Annotated in this window: 11 protein-coding genes; 9 read left to right on the top strand and 2 right to left on the bottom strand. The window is 49.3% G+C overall.

What is annotated here, in order from left to right; all coding sequences use genetic code 11:
• Positions 1-86: 86 nt before the first annotated feature.
• Positions 87-2,042 (top strand): 1-deoxy-D-xylulose-5-phosphate synthase, encoded by a 1,956-nt coding sequence (gene dxs, locus EOPP23_RS07270; protein WP_153765300.1) that lies wholly within the window; start codon positions 87-89, stop codon positions 2,040-2,042.
• Positions 2,043-2,055: 13 nt separating this feature from the next.
• Here the strand turns inward: dxs and torS are convergent, their stop codons facing one another.
• Positions 2,056-4,959, bottom strand: coding sequence for a TMAO reductase system sensor histidine kinase/response regulator TorS (gene torS, locus EOPP23_RS07275; protein ID WP_153765301.1), 2,904 nt, complete (start codon positions 4,957-4,959; stop codon positions 2,056-2,058).
• 71 nt (positions 4,960-5,030) lie between these two features.
• On the opposite strand from torS, the gene torT reads away from it, so the two are divergent.
• Entirely contained in the window at positions 5,031-6,116 is a 1,086-nt protein-coding gene (gene torT / locus EOPP23_RS07280) for a TMAO reductase system periplasmic protein TorT (RefSeq protein ID WP_194842532.1), read from the top strand.
• On the opposite strand, the gene torR is transcribed toward torT, so the two are convergent.
• The gene (torR, locus tag EOPP23_RS07285; protein WP_153765303.1) at positions 6,089-6,799 is read right to left on the bottom strand and encodes a two-component system response regulator TorR; all 711 of its coding nucleotides are present in this window, start codon (positions 6,797-6,799) and stop codon (positions 6,089-6,091) included. The two genes, torT and torR, sit on opposite strands and share 28 nt — an antisense overlap.
• Before the next feature lie 198 nt (positions 6,800-6,997).
• Between torR and torC the strand changes: the two genes are divergently transcribed.
• The 7 genes from torC to EOPP23_RS07320 all read left to right on the top strand — a co-directional run bounded on the left by torC (position 6,998) and on the right by EOPP23_RS07320 (position 16,674).
• The gene (torC, locus tag EOPP23_RS07290) at positions 6,998-8,158 is read left to right on the top strand and encodes a pentaheme c-type cytochrome TorC (RefSeq protein WP_153765304.1); all 1,161 of its coding nucleotides are present in this window, start codon (positions 6,998-7,000) and stop codon (positions 8,156-8,158) included.
• A gap of 98 nt (positions 8,159-8,256) precedes the next feature.
• Positions 8,257-10,743: a trimethylamine-N-oxide reductase TorA gene (gene torA / locus EOPP23_RS07295; protein ID WP_153765305.1), complete on the top strand. Its 2,487-nt coding sequence runs from the start codon at positions 8,257-8,259 to the stop codon at positions 10,741-10,743.
• Between the two features lie 72 nt (positions 10,744-10,815).
• Positions 10,816-11,424 (top strand): molecular chaperone TorD, encoded by a 609-nt coding sequence (torD, locus tag EOPP23_RS07300; RefSeq protein ID WP_153765306.1) that lies wholly within the window; start codon positions 10,816-10,818, stop codon positions 11,422-11,424.
• A gap of 251 nt (positions 11,425-11,675) precedes the next feature.
• Positions 11,676-13,709 (top strand): hypothetical protein, encoded by a 2,034-nt coding sequence (locus EOPP23_RS07305; RefSeq protein WP_153765307.1) that lies wholly within the window; start codon positions 11,676-11,678, stop codon positions 13,707-13,709.
• Between the two features lie 166 nt (positions 13,710-13,875).
• On the top strand, positions 13,876-14,358 hold the full coding sequence (locus tag EOPP23_RS07310; protein WP_153765308.1) for a hypothetical protein: 483 nt from the start codon (positions 13,876-13,878) through the stop codon (positions 14,356-14,358).
• 37 nt (positions 14,359-14,395) lie between these two features.
• The gene (locus EOPP23_RS07315) at positions 14,396-15,253 is read left to right on the top strand and encodes an FTR1 family protein (RefSeq protein WP_153765309.1); all 858 of its coding nucleotides are present in this window, start codon (positions 14,396-14,398) and stop codon (positions 15,251-15,253) included.
• Positions 15,250-16,674, top strand: a complete 1,425-nt coding sequence (locus tag EOPP23_RS07320; protein ID WP_153765310.1) for an FAD-dependent oxidoreductase — start codon at positions 15,250-15,252, stop codon at positions 16,672-16,674. The genes EOPP23_RS07315 and EOPP23_RS07320 overlap by 4 nt, the downstream gene beginning before the upstream one ends.
• Positions 16,675-16,695 lie beyond the last annotated feature (21 nt).

Genomic DNA, 16,695 nt, shown 5'->3' on the forward strand with positions numbered 1-16,695 from the left:
CAGCACTTTGAAACGAAGTACCTTGAATACAGGAAAGCCGGACCGCTCCGGCTTTCGTGGCTGAGAGGCCTGGATCGCTAACAGACATGTTTCACGAAATACCTAAAACTCGCCCTGCCACTCCACTGCTGGACCGGGCCGATATTCCTGAACAACTGCGCCAGCTTGACGCCAGCCAGCTGCCAGAGCTGGCCAATGAACTCAGAGAGTATCTTCTTTATTCCGTTGGCCAGGTGGGTGGCCACTTTGGTGCCGGACTTGGCGTGGTCGAACTGACCATTGCCCTGCATTACCTGTTTGAAACGCCCAGAGACCGAATAGTCTGGGACGTTGGCCATCAGGCATACCCTCATAAAATACTGACCGGCCGTAAGGAGCAGATGAACACTCTGCGCCAGAAAGACGGTCTTGCTGCTTTCCCTAAACGAGCTGAAAGCGAATACGACACCTTTGGTGTAGGTCATTCCAGTACGTCTATCAGTGCTGCTTTGGGTATGGCGGCTGCCGCTAAGTTGAAAGGCGAAAAACGTCGTACGGTTGCTGTTATTGGTGATGGTTCCCTGACCGCAGGTATGGCCTATGAAGCCATGAACCATGCCGCTGACCTGAAAGCCAATATGCTGGTGATATTGAACGACAATGATATGTCGATCTCTAACAGCGTGGGCGGTCTTTCAAATTATCTGACCAAGGTTTTGTCCAGCAAGACCTATCACCATATCCGTGAAGGCAGCAAAAAAGTTCTGAATGTTATTCCCCATGCATGGGAACTGGCACGCAGAACTGAAGAACATATGAAAGGAATGGTGATTCCGGGCACTCTGTTTGAAGAGATGGGCTTTAACTATTTTGGTCCTATCGACGGTCACGACCTGCCGATGCTACTGCACACTATTGAGAACCTGAAAGACCTTGAAGGCCCTCAATTCCTGCATATTGTTACCCGCAAGGGTAAGGGCTTTGCTCCCGCCGAGCAGGATCCGATTGGTTATCACGCTATTACCAAGCTGGAACCCAAGACTAAAGAAGGTAACGAGAAGCCGAAGCTGCCCAAGAAGCCTAAGTACTGCAACATCTTTGGTGAATGGCTCTACGATATGGCAGCGAAAGATCAGAAGCTGGTCGGTATCACACCCGCCATGCGAGAAGGTTCGGATATGATTCGCTTCTCCGAACACTTCCCTGACCGCTACTTTGATGTCGCCATTGCCGAGCAACACGCTGTGACTCTGGCAGCCGGTATGGCCTGTGAAGGCACTAAACCTGTTGTGGCTATCTACTCCACCTTCCTGCAGCGCGCCTATGACCAGCTGGTACACGACGTTGCTGTGCAGAAGCTGGACGTGCTCTTCGCCATTGACCGTGCCGGCATGGTAGGTGAAGACGGGCCAACTCATGGTGGTTGCTACGATATTGCCTACCTGCGCTGCATTCCGGAAATGCTGGTTATGGCTCCGGCTGACGAAGACGAAACACGTCGTATGCTGACCACTGGTTATCAGTACAATGGCCCGGCATCGGTTCGCTACCCTCGTGGTACGGGTCCTGGCGCAGAGATCAGCAAAGAGCTGACAGCCATGGAAATCGGCAAAGGTGAAGTTCGTCGTAGCGGTAAGCGAGTAGCCATTCTAGCCTTTGGTACTGTGCTACAGAGTGCTCTGGATGCAGGTGAACAACTGGACGTCACTGTTGCCAATATGCGCTTCGTTAAGCCACTGGACACGAAACTGGTTGCCAAGCTGGCGCAGGAGCATGAACTACTGGTGACGGTAGAAGAAGGCTGTATTGCTGGCGGTGCCGGTTCTGCGGTTGCTGAATACCTCAGTGAACAGGGTTTGAACACTCCAACTATGCATCTGGGTATTCCTGATGAATACATCGAAGGTGCAAGTCATTCTCAGCAGCTGGCTCAATGTGGTCTGGATGCTGCTGGAATTCAGAAGTCCATTGAAGGTCGTTTGAAAGGCTCCTTCGAAGTAAAAACCATTATTCAACACGAAGTGAATGAAAGCACTGAAGAGAAAGCAGCGAGTAGCTCCTGATTCTTTCCAGTACTTAAGATCTGACACTCTGGAGCTGGTTTACTCGCCACAGCTCCAGAGCTTTACAGGACTTCCTGTAGCAACCCTCCAAATCAACCAGTAACTGCTCACATCCTTTATTCTGCCCTGCTACCTGTTCAATCTGTCCTGCAAGTTTTTGAAGTGTTGGCAGCGCCATACTCCCTGCAGCACCTTTTAACTCATGAGCCTTATTCTTTATAAGTTCATGGTCGTCCTGTTCAGCAGACAGTATTGTTTCAAGAGTCCGCTTCGATGATTCCAGAAACATGCCAACCATATTTTCAACGGTCTCATCTCCCAGAATCTCCCTGTCTTCGTTCAACTGATGCAGATTCAGTAACTCTTCAGGGTCAGTCTGAAGTTCTTTTACGATGGAACTCGCCCCTGTCAAAGTACCTTTTTGCGCCATTACTTCAACAATAGTTCTCGCCAGCTCGGGCAATCGCAACGGTTTGCCAAGACAAGCAGCCATACCAGCCTCAAGGAATTTCTGCTGGTCTTCCCTGAATACGTGAGCAGAGACAGCAATAACAGGAACCGGTTTGCTGAAAATAGAACCAAGCTCATTAGCCAGATCCGTTCCATTGCCATCAGGCAGGTTTATATCCATTAAAACCAGATCAAAGGACTGACTGCATGCGACAACCCTCGCTTGCTGACAGGTTTCTGCTGTTTCAACAATCTGCCCCAATTGTAAAAGGTAGCCTTCAGCCACAGCTCGATTAACCGCATTGTCTTCCACCAGCAAAACACGATATTGAGACAGTTTCGATTCTGTATTCAGCGAGGTATCTTTCGAACGTGACGTCTCAAGAGGCAGGGAAAAGTAAAAGCTACTGCCCTTATTTGATTGGCTGTTTACCTGCAGGTTTCCACCCAGAACAGTTACCAGCCTTTTGCTGATCGATAATCCCAACCCCGTCCCTGGCTGCCTGATATTTGAGCCTGCCTGGGTAAAGGCATCAAAGATTGTCATCAGCTTATCTTCAGCTATTCCCTGGCCTGTATCTGTCACTCTGAATTCATAATTGCCTGCGGTGCGGATCTGCAGTGATACCTGAATACTACCCTTCAGGGTAAATTTGATCGCATTACCAATCAGGTTCAGCAATATCTGTCGTATTTTTACCGCATCACCCAAGAGCCATTGAGGTACAGTGTCGTTGATAATCAGCTCAAGGTTAAGCCCCTTATTGATAGCTCTAGCCTTCATCAGGCTGACCAGTTCACCGACCAGTTGGCGAGACGCAAAACTGACCGGATTATTCTCAATATGACCCGCTTCTATCTTTGAGTAATCAAGAATGTCATTGAGGATATCCAGCAGTATTTCTCCGGAATAACCAATGGTTTTGACAAACTCCTGCTGCCTGTCATCAAGCTGTGTCCCCTTCAATAGGCTCAATGTTCCAAGAACACCGTTCATTGGTGTTCGAATTTCGTGGCTCATATGAGCCAGAAAACGGGTTTTAGCCTGATTAGCCTGTTCAGCTTCAGCTCTTGCCTTTCGATGCTGAACAGCCTGCTCCTGAAGTGCAACATTGGTCAGCTTTAACTGATCCGTCTGCTCTTCTACCAGCTCAGCAAGATGATCTCTATGTCGTTTAATCTCGTGCTGGTTTTGTAAAGCCTCTTCTTCCAGTTGCTGCCGGGCAATAGCATTTCTTCGAAAAACCTCTATAGCTTTCGCCATGTCACTCAATTCGTCTTTGTGATCATCATTCACAACCACTGACAAATCACCTTCAGCCAGCTTCGTCATAGCGCATGTCTGGTAAGTAAGACGTTTCACCAGATGACGGTAAACAAATAACCAGAGAATAAGAACCATCGCAGTTACAGTAATCAGCATCATCACCAACAGCCATGAACGTCCGTAATGGAGGCTTTTTTTCAGGTCATCACCCGCTCTTATCGCTTCAGATTCTGAATAGGACACCAGCTGATCAGTCTGCTGGTTCAATCGGGACAAGAGAAAGGAGTTCCCCTTGTTCAGCTGGGCAATATCATTTCGGATGGATATCAGTTTTTCTGTGTTATCAATGATGGAACCAATAACGGCAAGTTGTTTTAAGCTATTCGATAGCTTTGTTCTACGATCAGGGTCTTCCACTGACTGAACCAGATATCCGATGCGATCCATCAAGGGTTGGTATTCTTTTCTTAATACTTTTAACTCATTACTTGAGCCTGTTTTTTCCAGTCGTGTCAGCAGGTTCTGTAATCGGTAGATTCTCAACTCCAGCGTACTGACTCTTTGCAGCTGATCAAAATCAACATCCACCAGCTGATCCAGAGCCATCATGAATTCGGTTCTGTTAGTTTCATTCTCAGGGCTGTAAAGATGCGCAAAGTCAGACATAACAATCGTACTGGAGTTAGCCACTTGTGAACGTGCAAGCCGTGTCAGCTCAGCCACTTCAATGAATACCTGATGGAGGTTTTCCTGTCGTGTCTGTTCCAGCTGGATTCTGTGGCCAACCTGCTGCCCGAGAACCGAAAGGTTTTTAATCACACCTAGAGTAATCTGCTGAAGTATTTCCGGCTTCTGCTCAGGTGATCGTTGCTTCAGTTCACCTTGTAGCTGTGCCAGTTGATGGCCGGCCAGAGTCAGTTGTTTTCCCTGATACTGTCTCTCGCCTTCAGACTCTGCTTCCACCAGCAGTTGCGCCAGAAACAGGATTTCTGTTGAAAGATCGGAAAGACGCCTTGCTGTCACCAGATCAGGAATTGTCTGTTCACTGACCTGTCTCTCTCTCTGAGCAAGCTGGGCAAAGCCTCCCCAGGCCACCAGACCAATAATCATGGCCAGCATGACAAAGACACTGAACGACAGCAGCAATTTTCCTCCCAGACCGGGAGCAGGGTTTAAACGACGAAGAAATGGCAGGAGCACGGTATACAACTATTGTGGTAGCTCTGGTTAGCGCTACTATGAACCTTTCTGCATTCAGGAGTCTATTGAGAATGATACCGACAGCTTCACGTTTTACTGTCTGGCTGACGGTACTTATCGTTCAACTGACTTTTAACACGGTCTTCGCTGACCAATGGCTGGTTCAAAAGGCTAGTCCGGCTTTTAATTTCTCCCACACAGTTCCGGCAAAAGTTTCAGTTCTGAAAAGAGCATCTTCTAGATGGAAACTCTGCGTGCTCTATCCCCACCTGAAGGACTCGTACTGGCTCAGCGTAAACTATGGCATGGTTGATCAGGCAAAAAAGCTGGGCGTTCAGTTAAAGGTTATGGCCGCTGATGGCTATAACAGTGCCGGGCAGCAACGCAACCAACTGCAGTCCTGCCGAAACTGGCAGGCCGATGCCATTCTTCTGGGCAGTGTCGGTTATGACCTGCTCAACCAGTCAGTAGAGCAAACTGCCAGCTCAACTCCGGTTTTTGGTCTGGTTAATAACCTTTCACCAAAGGGAGTCTCAGGTAAGGTGGGCGTTGACTGGTACCAAATGGGTTTCCGTATTGGTCAGCACCTTTCAAATAAACACCCAAGAGGTTCAAAACCTGCAACTGTCGCGTGGTTTTCATCTCCGACCGGCAGAGGTGGCAGCGATGTTAGCCTTAAGGGGCTAAGAGCAGGGCTGGAAGGCAGCTCTGTAGTGATAGTCAGTGAGTCATGGGGTGACAATGATTCAGCCATCAAGCGAGATTTGATTCAAAAGACACTGGACCAACACCCACAACTCGACTATCTGGTGGGCGGTGCCGTTATGGCTGAAGTGGCTATTCCTGAATTAATACGTCGTAAACTCACAGGCAGGACTCAGGTCATCTCAACCTATATGAGCCACAGTGTCTATCGCGGTTTGTTACGACATCGAATTCTATTGGCTAATGATGACAATATGGTTCTGCAGGGAAGACTTTCCGTCGATCAGGCTATCAAATTCCTCGAGAAAAAGCCCTGGTTTCAGGATCTGGGACCCGACATCCGAACTCTTTCCTCAGACAGCCTTCCTGACGACCTTGCCAGCAGTCTTTCTCCTGCCAGCTGGCGTCCCGTCTATGACGTGTCTCAGAAAACGGTTTCGGTGAACAGATAACCTTCGCCATGAATGGTCTTGAACATAACCGGTTGTCCAGGATGTTCTTCCAGTTTATGTCTCAGTCGTCTGACCAGTGTATCTATGGTTCTGTCGCCGGGCGCTTCTCTACGATGACTGGTCAGGCTTAATAACCTTTCCCGATTGAGTACCATGCCCGTATGAGTTACAAAGGCCAGTAGCAGTTCATACTCAGCTCCGGTCAGGGTTACAGGCTGGTCACCTCGATAGAGTTCACGTCTTTGGGTATCTATTCGGCACTCACCAAAACGGATGATAAAGTCGTCTTTTTCCTCAGGCTCTGTCACTGCATTACAGAGAGATATCCTCCAGAGCAGATTTTTAACCCTGACCAGCAGCTCTCTCAGTTCAACAGGCTTCACTACATAATCATCTGCGCCCATCTCCAGTCCCACCACCCGGTCAATGGTATCGCTGCGCCCTGTCACCAGAATAATGCCCACTGTTGACTGGCTTCGAAGCTGTCGGGTCAAAGACAGGCCATCTATTCCTGGCAAGTTAATATCCAGCAGAATCAGATCGACCTTTTCATTACTAAAGATATCCATCATGGCTTCACCACTGTCAGCTTCTGAAACCCGATAGCCTTCACAGCGAAAATAGCCGACCAGTCTGGCACGGGTGACAGGCTCATCTTCGACAACAAGAACGTGATGGCTCATGGACAGGACTCTTTTTGTTAATTTGAGCCGTCATTCTATTCAGAGGTGCCTGACTGCTGATATACGCATTTCTAATAACCAGAGCATTCTATTCACATCTATTCACATTTTGTTAAAAGTTGTTCATAGCCAGTGGCAGAACCATTCACATGTGAATCATATCCTGATGTCATTCAAAAATTTCAGGTTTGTGTGTTCATGAAAAATCTCTGGCGTTTTTTAACCAGCCCCTCAGGCAAATACTCCGTCATTGGCCTGCTGACTGCGGGCATCATTTTTGGCGTGGCACTGGTATTCACCGGTCATCAAACCATGCAATACACAGGTACTGAAGAATTCTGTACCGGCTGCCACACCATGCAGCAACCTCTGGTAGAACTTAAGAAATCCATTCACTACCAGAATGCCAGCGGTGTTCGTGCTACCTGCGTTGATTGTCATATGCCTACGGACTTTGTTGGTCAGATGAAGCGCAAGATGCAGGCTACCAACGACGTTTATCAGCACTACATCACCAAGAAGATCGATACACCTGAGCTGTACGAAGAAAACCGTCTGGAGATGGCACAGAATGTCTGGGCTCGAATGGAAGAAAATGATTCCTCCGGTTGCCGTGGCTGCCACAGCTACGAAGCCATGGATCACAGCAAGCAGTCCACCAAAGCGGCCAAGCGCATGAAGGAAGCTGCAGCGACTGATCAGACCTGCATTTCCTGTCACAAGGGTATCGCCCATACCATGCCGGACACCTCTGGCGGCTTCCGTAAGTCTTATACCAGCCTGGTTAAAGATGCGACCCAACCAGCAAAGGCTGAAACCCTCTACTCACTGACTGAAATCAAGCTGTTCAAAAAAGCAGACGGCAAGAAAGAAGCCGGTAAGTTGCTACCAGCCACTGAAGTAAAAGTTCTTGAGCGTAAGGGCGACATGCTTCTGATTGAAATTCAGGGCTGGAAACAGAAAAAAGGCCGTGGACGGGTACTGAATCAGGAAGCAGGAAAACGTATCTATTCCGCAACACTGAAAGGTTCATTTGCCCGCAAGGTAGAAGTTCTGGAAACCACTACCATTGGCGACCAGAAAAAAGAGTGGCAGAAAGTCTCAGCAAAAGCATGGGCAAAGAACACCAACTTCCTGACCTCTATTGAACCTATCTGGAGCTACACCGACGAGCTCTATCAGGCTACTTGCACCCAGTGCCACGGCGCACCGGATATCGGCCACTTCAACTCCACCGAATGGATTGCCCAGCTGAAAGGCATGATGAGCTTCGCAGACCTCGACAAGCGCGAAGAAAGAACCTTGCTGAAATATCTGCAGAACCATGCGGCAGACTCCAAAGCTGGCAGCAAACACTGATGGACAGCCCGCTGATACTTCCTCAAGTACAGCGGGTGAAACAAGCCATAAAGAATTTGAATAGTTCTTTCCCCAGAGGGAAAGCAAGGAGAGAAACCATGAGTGAAGCCAGCGTATCACTGAGCCGCCGTCGTTTTCTGGGCGGAATGCTGAAAGGTTCTGCTGCAGCCATGATCGGTCCAAGCCTGCTAAGCGGTAAAGCGTTTGCGGCCAGCGGTCAGGTATCAGAAAAAACCAACGCCACCCACTGGGGTGCTTTTCGTGCCAGAGTTGAAAACGGCAAGCTGACTACTGTTAGGCCTTTTGAAAAAGATAGTTTCCCCAGCAAAATGTTGATGGGTATTCGTGACGACCTGTATTCTCCAGCTCGTGTTCGTTACCCAATGGTTCGGCTGGACTGGCTGAAGAAGCGCCATAACAGTGACACCACTCAACGTGGTGATAACCGCTTCGTTCGTGTCAGCTGGGATCAGGCTCTGGACTTCTTCTACGAAGAGCTGGAACGTGTTCAGAAGACCCATGGTCCTTCAGGTCTTTACGCTGGCCACACTGGCTGGAAAGCGAATGGTTCCTACCACAACTGTATTGCCGCCATGCAGCGCGCTGTTGGTTTGCACGGCACCTTCGTCAAAAAGGTAGGTGACTACTCAACCGGTGCTGCACAGGTTATCCTCCCTCGTGTTGTCGGTTCTACCGAAGTTTACAGCCAGCAAACCTCCTGGCCACTGGTGCTGGAAAACGCCAAAAACATCGTTTTCTGGGGTTCCGATCCTATCAAGAATCTGCAGGCTGGCTGGAGCACTCCGGACCATGATGTTTACGGTTACTACAAGCAGCTCAAAGATAAGATTGCCAGTGGCGCTATTCGAGCCATCAGTGTCGATCCTGTAGTTTCCGATACTCAGGCTTATCTGAATACAGAACATCTGCCGGTTAACCCGCAGACCGACGTTTCTCTGATGCTGGGTATGGCTCACACCATGTTCACTGAAGAACTGTACGACGAAGATTTTGTTTATGACTATTGTGAAGGTTTTGACAAGTTTACACCTTACCTGACTGGTGAAAGCGACGGTCAGCCAAAGTCTGCCGAGTGGGCCAGTAAAATCTGTGGTATTCCTGCTGACACCATCAAAACGCTTGCTCGCAAATTTGCCAAAGAACGCACCCAGTTTATTGGCGGCTGGTGTGTACAGCGTATGCACCATGGTGAACAGTATGCCTGGATGCTGGTTGTCCTCTCTGCCATGACAGGCCAGGTCGGTTTGCCGGGTGGTGGTTTCGGTTTTGGCTGGCACTACAATGGTGCCGGTGTTCCCACTCGCAAGAGTGTAAAAGTCAGCGGTTTCACTGGTAGCGCTCCCAACGGCAAGCCTAAATACGACGGAGACTTCGGCAAGTATTCCTCAACCATTCCTGTCGCCCGTTTTGTTGATTCCATGCTGGAGCCTGGAAAAACGATCGACTTCAATGGTCGTAAAGTCGTTCTGCCTGCGATCAAGATGGCTATTTTTACCGGTTGTAACCCGTTCCACCATCAGCAGGATCGCAACAAGATGGTCCGTGCCTGGCAGAACCTGGAAACCACTATTGCCATCGACCATCACTGGACAGCAACCTGTCGTTTCTCCGATATCGTGCTGCCAGCAACAACACCTTATGAGCGCAACGATATAGACGGCTTTGGTAACCATTCCCGCCGCGGCATTATCGCCATGCATAAACTGATTGAGCCACTGTTTGAAGCCCGCAACGACATCGATATTTTTGCCGATCTCTGCAAGCGCTTCGGTCAGGAAAAAACCTTTACCGAAGGCCGTGACGAGATGGAGTGGCTTGAGCACCTCTATACTCAGGCGCAGAAGAACGCGAAAGGCAAAGCCATCAAAATGCCAACCTTTGAAGAGTTCTGGAACGGTGATGGTTACTTTGAGTTCGATAAAGCCAGCGAAAAGCTCTGGGTTCGTCACGCTGACTTCCGTGAAGAACCGGAACTGGAAGCATTAGGTACACCATCCGGCATGATTGAAATCTATTCCGAGGAAATTGCCAAACTCGGCTATGAAGACTGCCCTGCTCACCCGGTATGGATGGAACCGGTTGAACGCTCTCACGGCGGTAAAGGATCTGACAAGTACCCACTGCATATGCAGTCCTGCCACCCGAGAGATCGTGTTCACTCTCAGCTTAATGGTGCCCAGGGTCTTCGTGAAACTTATGAAGTCGCGGGTCGTGAACCTGTTTACATCAGCCCTGCAGACGCCAAGGCTCGTGGCATCAGGAATGGTGATGTGGTCCGTGTCTTCAACGACCGTGGTCAGGCACTGACTGGTGCAGTAATCAGCGACAGATTCCGTCAGGGTGTCATTCGTATCTTTGAAGGTGCCTGGTACAACCCTGCAGAAGGCGGCAAGGTCGGCTCCATCTGCAAGAACGGTGATCCTAACGTACTGACCCGTGACCAGCGCAGCTCCAAGCTGGCTCAGGCCACTTCTGCTCATTCTGCACTGGTTCAGATCGAAAAGTACACAGGACCCGCGCTGAAGGTTACTGCCTTTGACGGTCCTGAAAACGTCAAAGCTTAAGAAGGTCTTCACCCGACTGCAGCGAAGTATTTCGCTTCTCTGCAGTCATCTATTTCTCATTGAGTATCGGTCATGAGCGACACAATTTCCCAGAACAGAGCGCAGATTTACTGGTGGTTATCCAGTCTGGTAGCCAAAGAGCTGAATGACAATCAACTGCAAGCCTTATTCAGCCCTGAGGTCAGCGGTTTTATCGAGTCACTCTCGCTGGAACAGGGACTTGAAGCGTCGAGCAAAAAGCTGAGCAATGCCATCAACCAACTGCGCTTACGCAATGACTGCAAGCTGGAACTGGCTGCCGACTATGCATCACTCTTTCTGGGAGCTGGTCGCAGCAGTGTTCAGCCCTATGCATCGTTCTACCTCAGTGAAGAGGGCCTGCTGATGCAACAACCTCATCACGACATGATCAAAAGACTGCAGTCTTATGGTTTGGCACAGAGTGAAGCATTCAATGAACCGGCAGATCATCTGGCTATCATTCTCGACTTTATGGGTAACCTTGCAGTCAAGGATGTTGCAGTGAAAGAACAACTGGATTGTCTGGAACAGTGTCTTCTGAACTGGTTACCCCGCTGGTCAGAAGACATTGCCAGACATGACAGTTTTGGTTTTTATCAGGCTGTCAGCCAATTGATTCTGGCTTTCACTCAAGCAGATAAAGCTTTCATTTCTAATTAGTTATCTCGGGAGCAGTATTTTCAGGCTGCTCCTTTTTCACATACCCGCACGTCTGCGTAAGTCTCTGCGACTTCTACATACAAATGAGAACAATTCTTAAAACCATTGACTCAAGTCAACAAATCCTTTTCAATACGGCAGCATAATGCGAATTATTCTCATTGCATTTCGATATAACTAAAAAATTTTATCAGGACTAAGGCTCACCCCCACGCACCCAGCGTCCTGAAAGCTTGTCAGAGGAAGTTCTTTTGAAAAAGTTGGCTCTCAGTGCTGCCATTTCTGCCGCTGTTTTTGCGTCTGTTGTTAACGCCGCAAAAGTAGAAGTTCTAGATAAAACCCATAACCCTGCTGGCCAGTTCCTGGCTTACACCGAATTCGAACTGTCCGGTGAGCCTCTGGCTGAAGGTCTGGGTCTTGACCTGGATACACTGGATCCGAATCTTGCTAATCTGCCAACTGCTTTTGACTTTGCGGCCGGCATCGAAAGCTACGAATACTCTGAAGAAGCCATGTACGCGCTGAACTACCAGTCCCAAATGGGTCCACATCTGGTCAACGGCCCAATCAACTCTGCCCGTGGCGGCAAGATGTCTGACCTGGGCAAGCGTGTTATCGAAATGGCACAGGCTGTTGGCTTCCCAGCCAACGAAGTGCCACTGAACATGTATCCGATCTCCATGCCTTACATGTCCGGCAGCCCTGAGTTTGCAGCTAAAGTAGACATCTCTGTCGTTAATGGCGACGAGCTGGAAATCGTAACTGCCAAAGGTGAAGAAAAAACGGTTCAGGCCGTTGTTCCTGCTTACTTCCGTGACTACAAGTCACTGTCCTGGGATGAAAACAGCTTCGACAAAGCCTTCAACCCTGCTGCTACCGGCGGCATTATGCTGAAGGAAGTGATGTGGGCACAGGATTTCCTCGGTGGCATGCACGTAACCGAATCTGATGAAGAAGTAGAAGCTGATTCCATGAAGATGGATCAGGACGGCGTTCATAGTCTGGGCGTTTCCGCAGCTGACGGTTTCAACGGCATGCTGCTGACTGAAATCTCTCTCGACAAGATGCTGGTGCTGCAAAACCAGCTGGGCTTTGACGGCAAGAAGCTGGGTGCCAAGTTTGGTCCTGACTACAACCCGGCCAAATCACCGGTATGGTTTGCTCATAAGACAGTGGTTAAAGAAGCAACGGTTAACGGCGTAAACGCTATTGATCAACTGACTGTTGCCGACAGTCGTTCAACTCTGCGTGACACCTGGATGCTGCTGTGGCCAGTGTCTGAGATCTACGCATACTCCGATCAGCGTACTGCCAACTCTGCCCAGAACCCTGCGTTCAAGGCCGTATTTGATGGCGCACCATTCGCTGCTGCACCTGCTGCCAACATCGATGCCAAAGCAGGTAACGATGTAGTAGGTAACGACATGTTCTCCGTAGCGAGCAACCTGTCCAACATGCTGTTCAAAAACCTGTCTGCCCTGCACTTCAACAGCAAGGCCGGGACTTTTGTAACTGATTACAGCAAAGGCCAGCAGGGTTCTGAAGTTGATACTTTTGACGCTGCTTACTCTCTGGTTGCACTGAACATCTTCCAGCGTTCCCAGGATGCACTGCCGGTAGGTTACGCTTCTGCTGAAGGCGGCGACGTAAACCTGAAGACTGAACAGGGCAAGCAAGCTCTGAAGATGCTCAAGCAGCAGGCTGACTTCATCGTTAACACGCTGATTGGCAAGAACGGTCTGGCTTACGACTCTGCCAGCCTTTCTTCTAAGAACAATAACGGTAAAACAAGCAAGACTCAGTCTCTGGAAACCCAGTTTGCTGTTCTGCGCGGTCTGTCTTCTGCCTTCCTGGCAACTGGTGACCAGGGTTACCGCACTGCAGCTCGTAACCTGTACATCGCTATCGAAAAGAACATGTTCGATAAAGAGCTGGGCACCTGGGCAACCGTTCCTGGCAAAGCCACTATCCACACTCCTTTCACTTCTGCAGCTATCTCCGGTGGTCTGCGTGAAGCGATTCAGCAGCTGAGCAACCAGGAAGGCGAAAATGCGCCTGAACTGGAACTGCAGGCTCTGACCAACCGTTACGTGAGCTGGTTCAAGACCGTGATCAACGGTGGCATGCAGCTGGCAGAATGGATGGGCGACAGTGGTGAAAACCAGCTGAAAGGCGACAAGTCCACCGACACCGACCAGGACGGAGTTCCTCAGATCATCGCTTCCGGCGGCAAGTTCGGTACTGCGATGGTTATGGCAGGGAAGGCTAAAGTCAGCGCCAAGTAATCCGTAAAGGTTACAGCTGATGAAGGTGTTGGTGCGAATATCGCGCCAACACCTTTTGTCGTTTAATGAAGCAGTTTTATTGATATGAATTCTTATTTGAGAATCCATATCAATAAAACTCAAACCCGGGCTTTTAAGGAGCCAATCGAGAGCAGCGAGCAACAACATGGCCAGTACAAATGACCACATACCTGCATCCAGCGTCCAAAGTTCTTTGGGTGTTTTCTTTCATCGTTTGGCCTACAAACATAAGGCGGCAGAAACCACTCTGTACCTGATGTTTCTCAGTGGTCTGCTGCTCTGGGACTTTGTTGAAGCCAGCTGGCAGATTGAGAGAGTGATGCTGATTGCCCACCTGCTGGCCGGTTTGACTGTTTTCCCGCTGATCGTTGGTCCTTTCTGGGCTTCACACCGTAACCTGCTGAATCGCTCAACCAAACCATTCCTTCGTATAACCGGTCAGATGACCGAATGGCTACTGGTTATCTGTACGCTCAGCGGCGTTTATTTAATGCTGTTTGGCAACCCTGGCCACCTGATTGGTCAGCTGAATCAGGATGTCCATTTTTACAGCTCAATGTTGTTGATTCCTGTAGTATTCCGCCACGCAATGCGCTGGACGGTGTTGAAAGTTTTTAACCGCTCCTGAGTCTTCAGGTTATTCGATTTAAAAATCAGGCAGTACGATGTTCGCAAGTTTTCTGATCACGTTTCGGGAAGGTCTTGAAGCCTTCCTGCTGGTAGGCATAGCCCTCTCCTATCTGGCGCGCCTTAATGCTTCCAGACACAACAAGTTTATCTACCTCGGTGTCGGCGCAGGTATGCTGCTGTCACTGGTTATAGCTTTTGTTTTTCAGGTCATTATTGATCAGTTTTCCAGCGAACATTACCGCAACCTGCTAATGGCAGGCATTCTGATATTTGCGACTGCTGTACTCAGCTATATGGCTATCTGGATGCAGGGACAGGCCAAAGCTCAGGTAGGCCGCATGCAGGACAGCATTAAAGAACATGTGACGTCTGGCAACCTGTTTGGTCTGGTGTTTCTGTCGTTTCTTGCTGTGTTGCGGGAAGGGTTTGAAACCATTCTGTTCTTCTCGGCGCTGGTGTATTCCGGTCAGGGCGTTACACTCGAAGGCGGTTTAATTGGCGGCCTGCTTGGATTGATTGCTTCAGTCGTTCTCGTCTGGGCTCTGTTGAAGAGCACGAAAAAGGTTTCCCTGACACCATTCTTCCGCTGGACCAGTCTGCTGATCATCATTATTGCTGCCGGCTTACTGTCGTCTGCCATCAATATGCTGCAGGCTGCCGAGTACCTGCCTGTATTCCAGACTTCTGTATTTGATATCTCCCATATTCTTGATGACCGAGGCACCTTTGGTACTTTCCTGAGAGCGCTGTTCGGTTATAACGCTTCACCTAATCTGCTGCCCTTGATTGTCTGGGCTGGATACCTTGGTCTGTTTATCTATTTCTGGAACAAGGGCTACGCTCAATCCTCTTCGCCTTCATCTAAAAACAGTTCCGGAGCAAATCAGGCATGAGCAGTACTGAACAAACACAACAGCATGTAGCTGTACTGGGTGGCGGCCCTGCAGGTTTGATGGCAGCCTGGGAACTGGTTGAAGCTGGTTACAAAGTCACCATTATCGAACGTGACGATAAAGTCGGCGGCATGTGCGCCACCCTCAAATTTGAAGGTAAACACGGCGACTACCGTTTTGATTTCGGCGGTCATCGTTTTATCACTCACAACCCCGAACTGCTCAAGTTTGTTGATGAGTTAATGGCTGAAGACCTGCTCTATGCCGAACGTAAAAGCGTGATTCGGTTTAAAGGTCGAATCTATCAGTATCCACTGGCTATTGGTGATCTGCTGAAGAACGCACCTTTTTCACTGCTGTTTGGTGCCGCTGTTGATCTGTTACTTCTGCCATTTAAAAAGCGTCCGGAGAATCGTCGGGATTCCAGCTTTGCTGAATGGATTGAAACCCGCTTTGGTAAGACGCTCTATAAAAACTTCTTTGAAGGTTACACCGGTAAACTCTGGGGCATTAATCCGAACAGACTTTCTGCGGACTGGGCTTCCCAGCGTATCAGCCTGCTCGACCTGAAAGATGTCGCTCGTCGTCTGTTACCACAGAAGAAAGATACACCAAGAACCTACGCCAGAAAGTACCGCTATCCGAAGCTTGGCTTTGGTCACCTCTATACCCGCCTGGGTGAAGAGCTGGTGAAGAAGGGTGTCGATATTCGTCTGAACTGCAACGTTTCTGATATCAAAACCTCTGACGACAAGATCACAGCTATTGGTTTCACTCAGAATGGTGAAGAACATCAGCTGAATATTGATTCTGTTATTGCCACTATTCCACTGTCTGATATGTGTCGCATGACAGGCTACGACAGTGGTCTGGAATTCCGCTCCCTGCGCTTCTTCAATATGCCCATGGAAAAGGAAAATATCTCGGACAACACCTGGCAGTATCTTTCTGATCCGGAAATTCTGGGTACTCGCCTGCAGGAACCAAGACGTCGATCTCCTTACATGGCTCCGGAAGGTCAAACCTCTGTGATGATCGAAATCCCCTGCAATAAGGGCGATGAAATCTGGGATATGGAAGGTGACAAACTCAGAGAGAGAGTACTTACCGACCTTGAAACTCTTGGCATTGACCGAAACATTAATACCGGCGAATACTTCACGGCTTACACCGAGCACGCCTACCCGCTGATGGATGTGGATTATCAGGACAAACGTGAAAAAGCGATCACTCACCTGTGCCAGTTCGACAACCTGGTGATGTCCGGACGACAAGGCTCGTTCCGTTATATCTTCACAGACACGGCAATGGAGATGGGGCAACTGGCGGCTCAGTCCATCATCAAGGGCGAAGATCGCCGTCGTGAGATTTTTGATTTCCGCAACGAAAATGTGGTACTTGAAGTTCAGAGCGTTGCCTGACGAAAAACTATTGGAAACAGA

The sequence above is a fragment of the Endozoicomonas sp. OPT23 genome (assembly GCF_009653635.1).
Lineage (GTDB): Bacteria > Pseudomonadota > Gammaproteobacteria > Pseudomonadales > Endozoicomonadaceae > Endozoicomonas_A.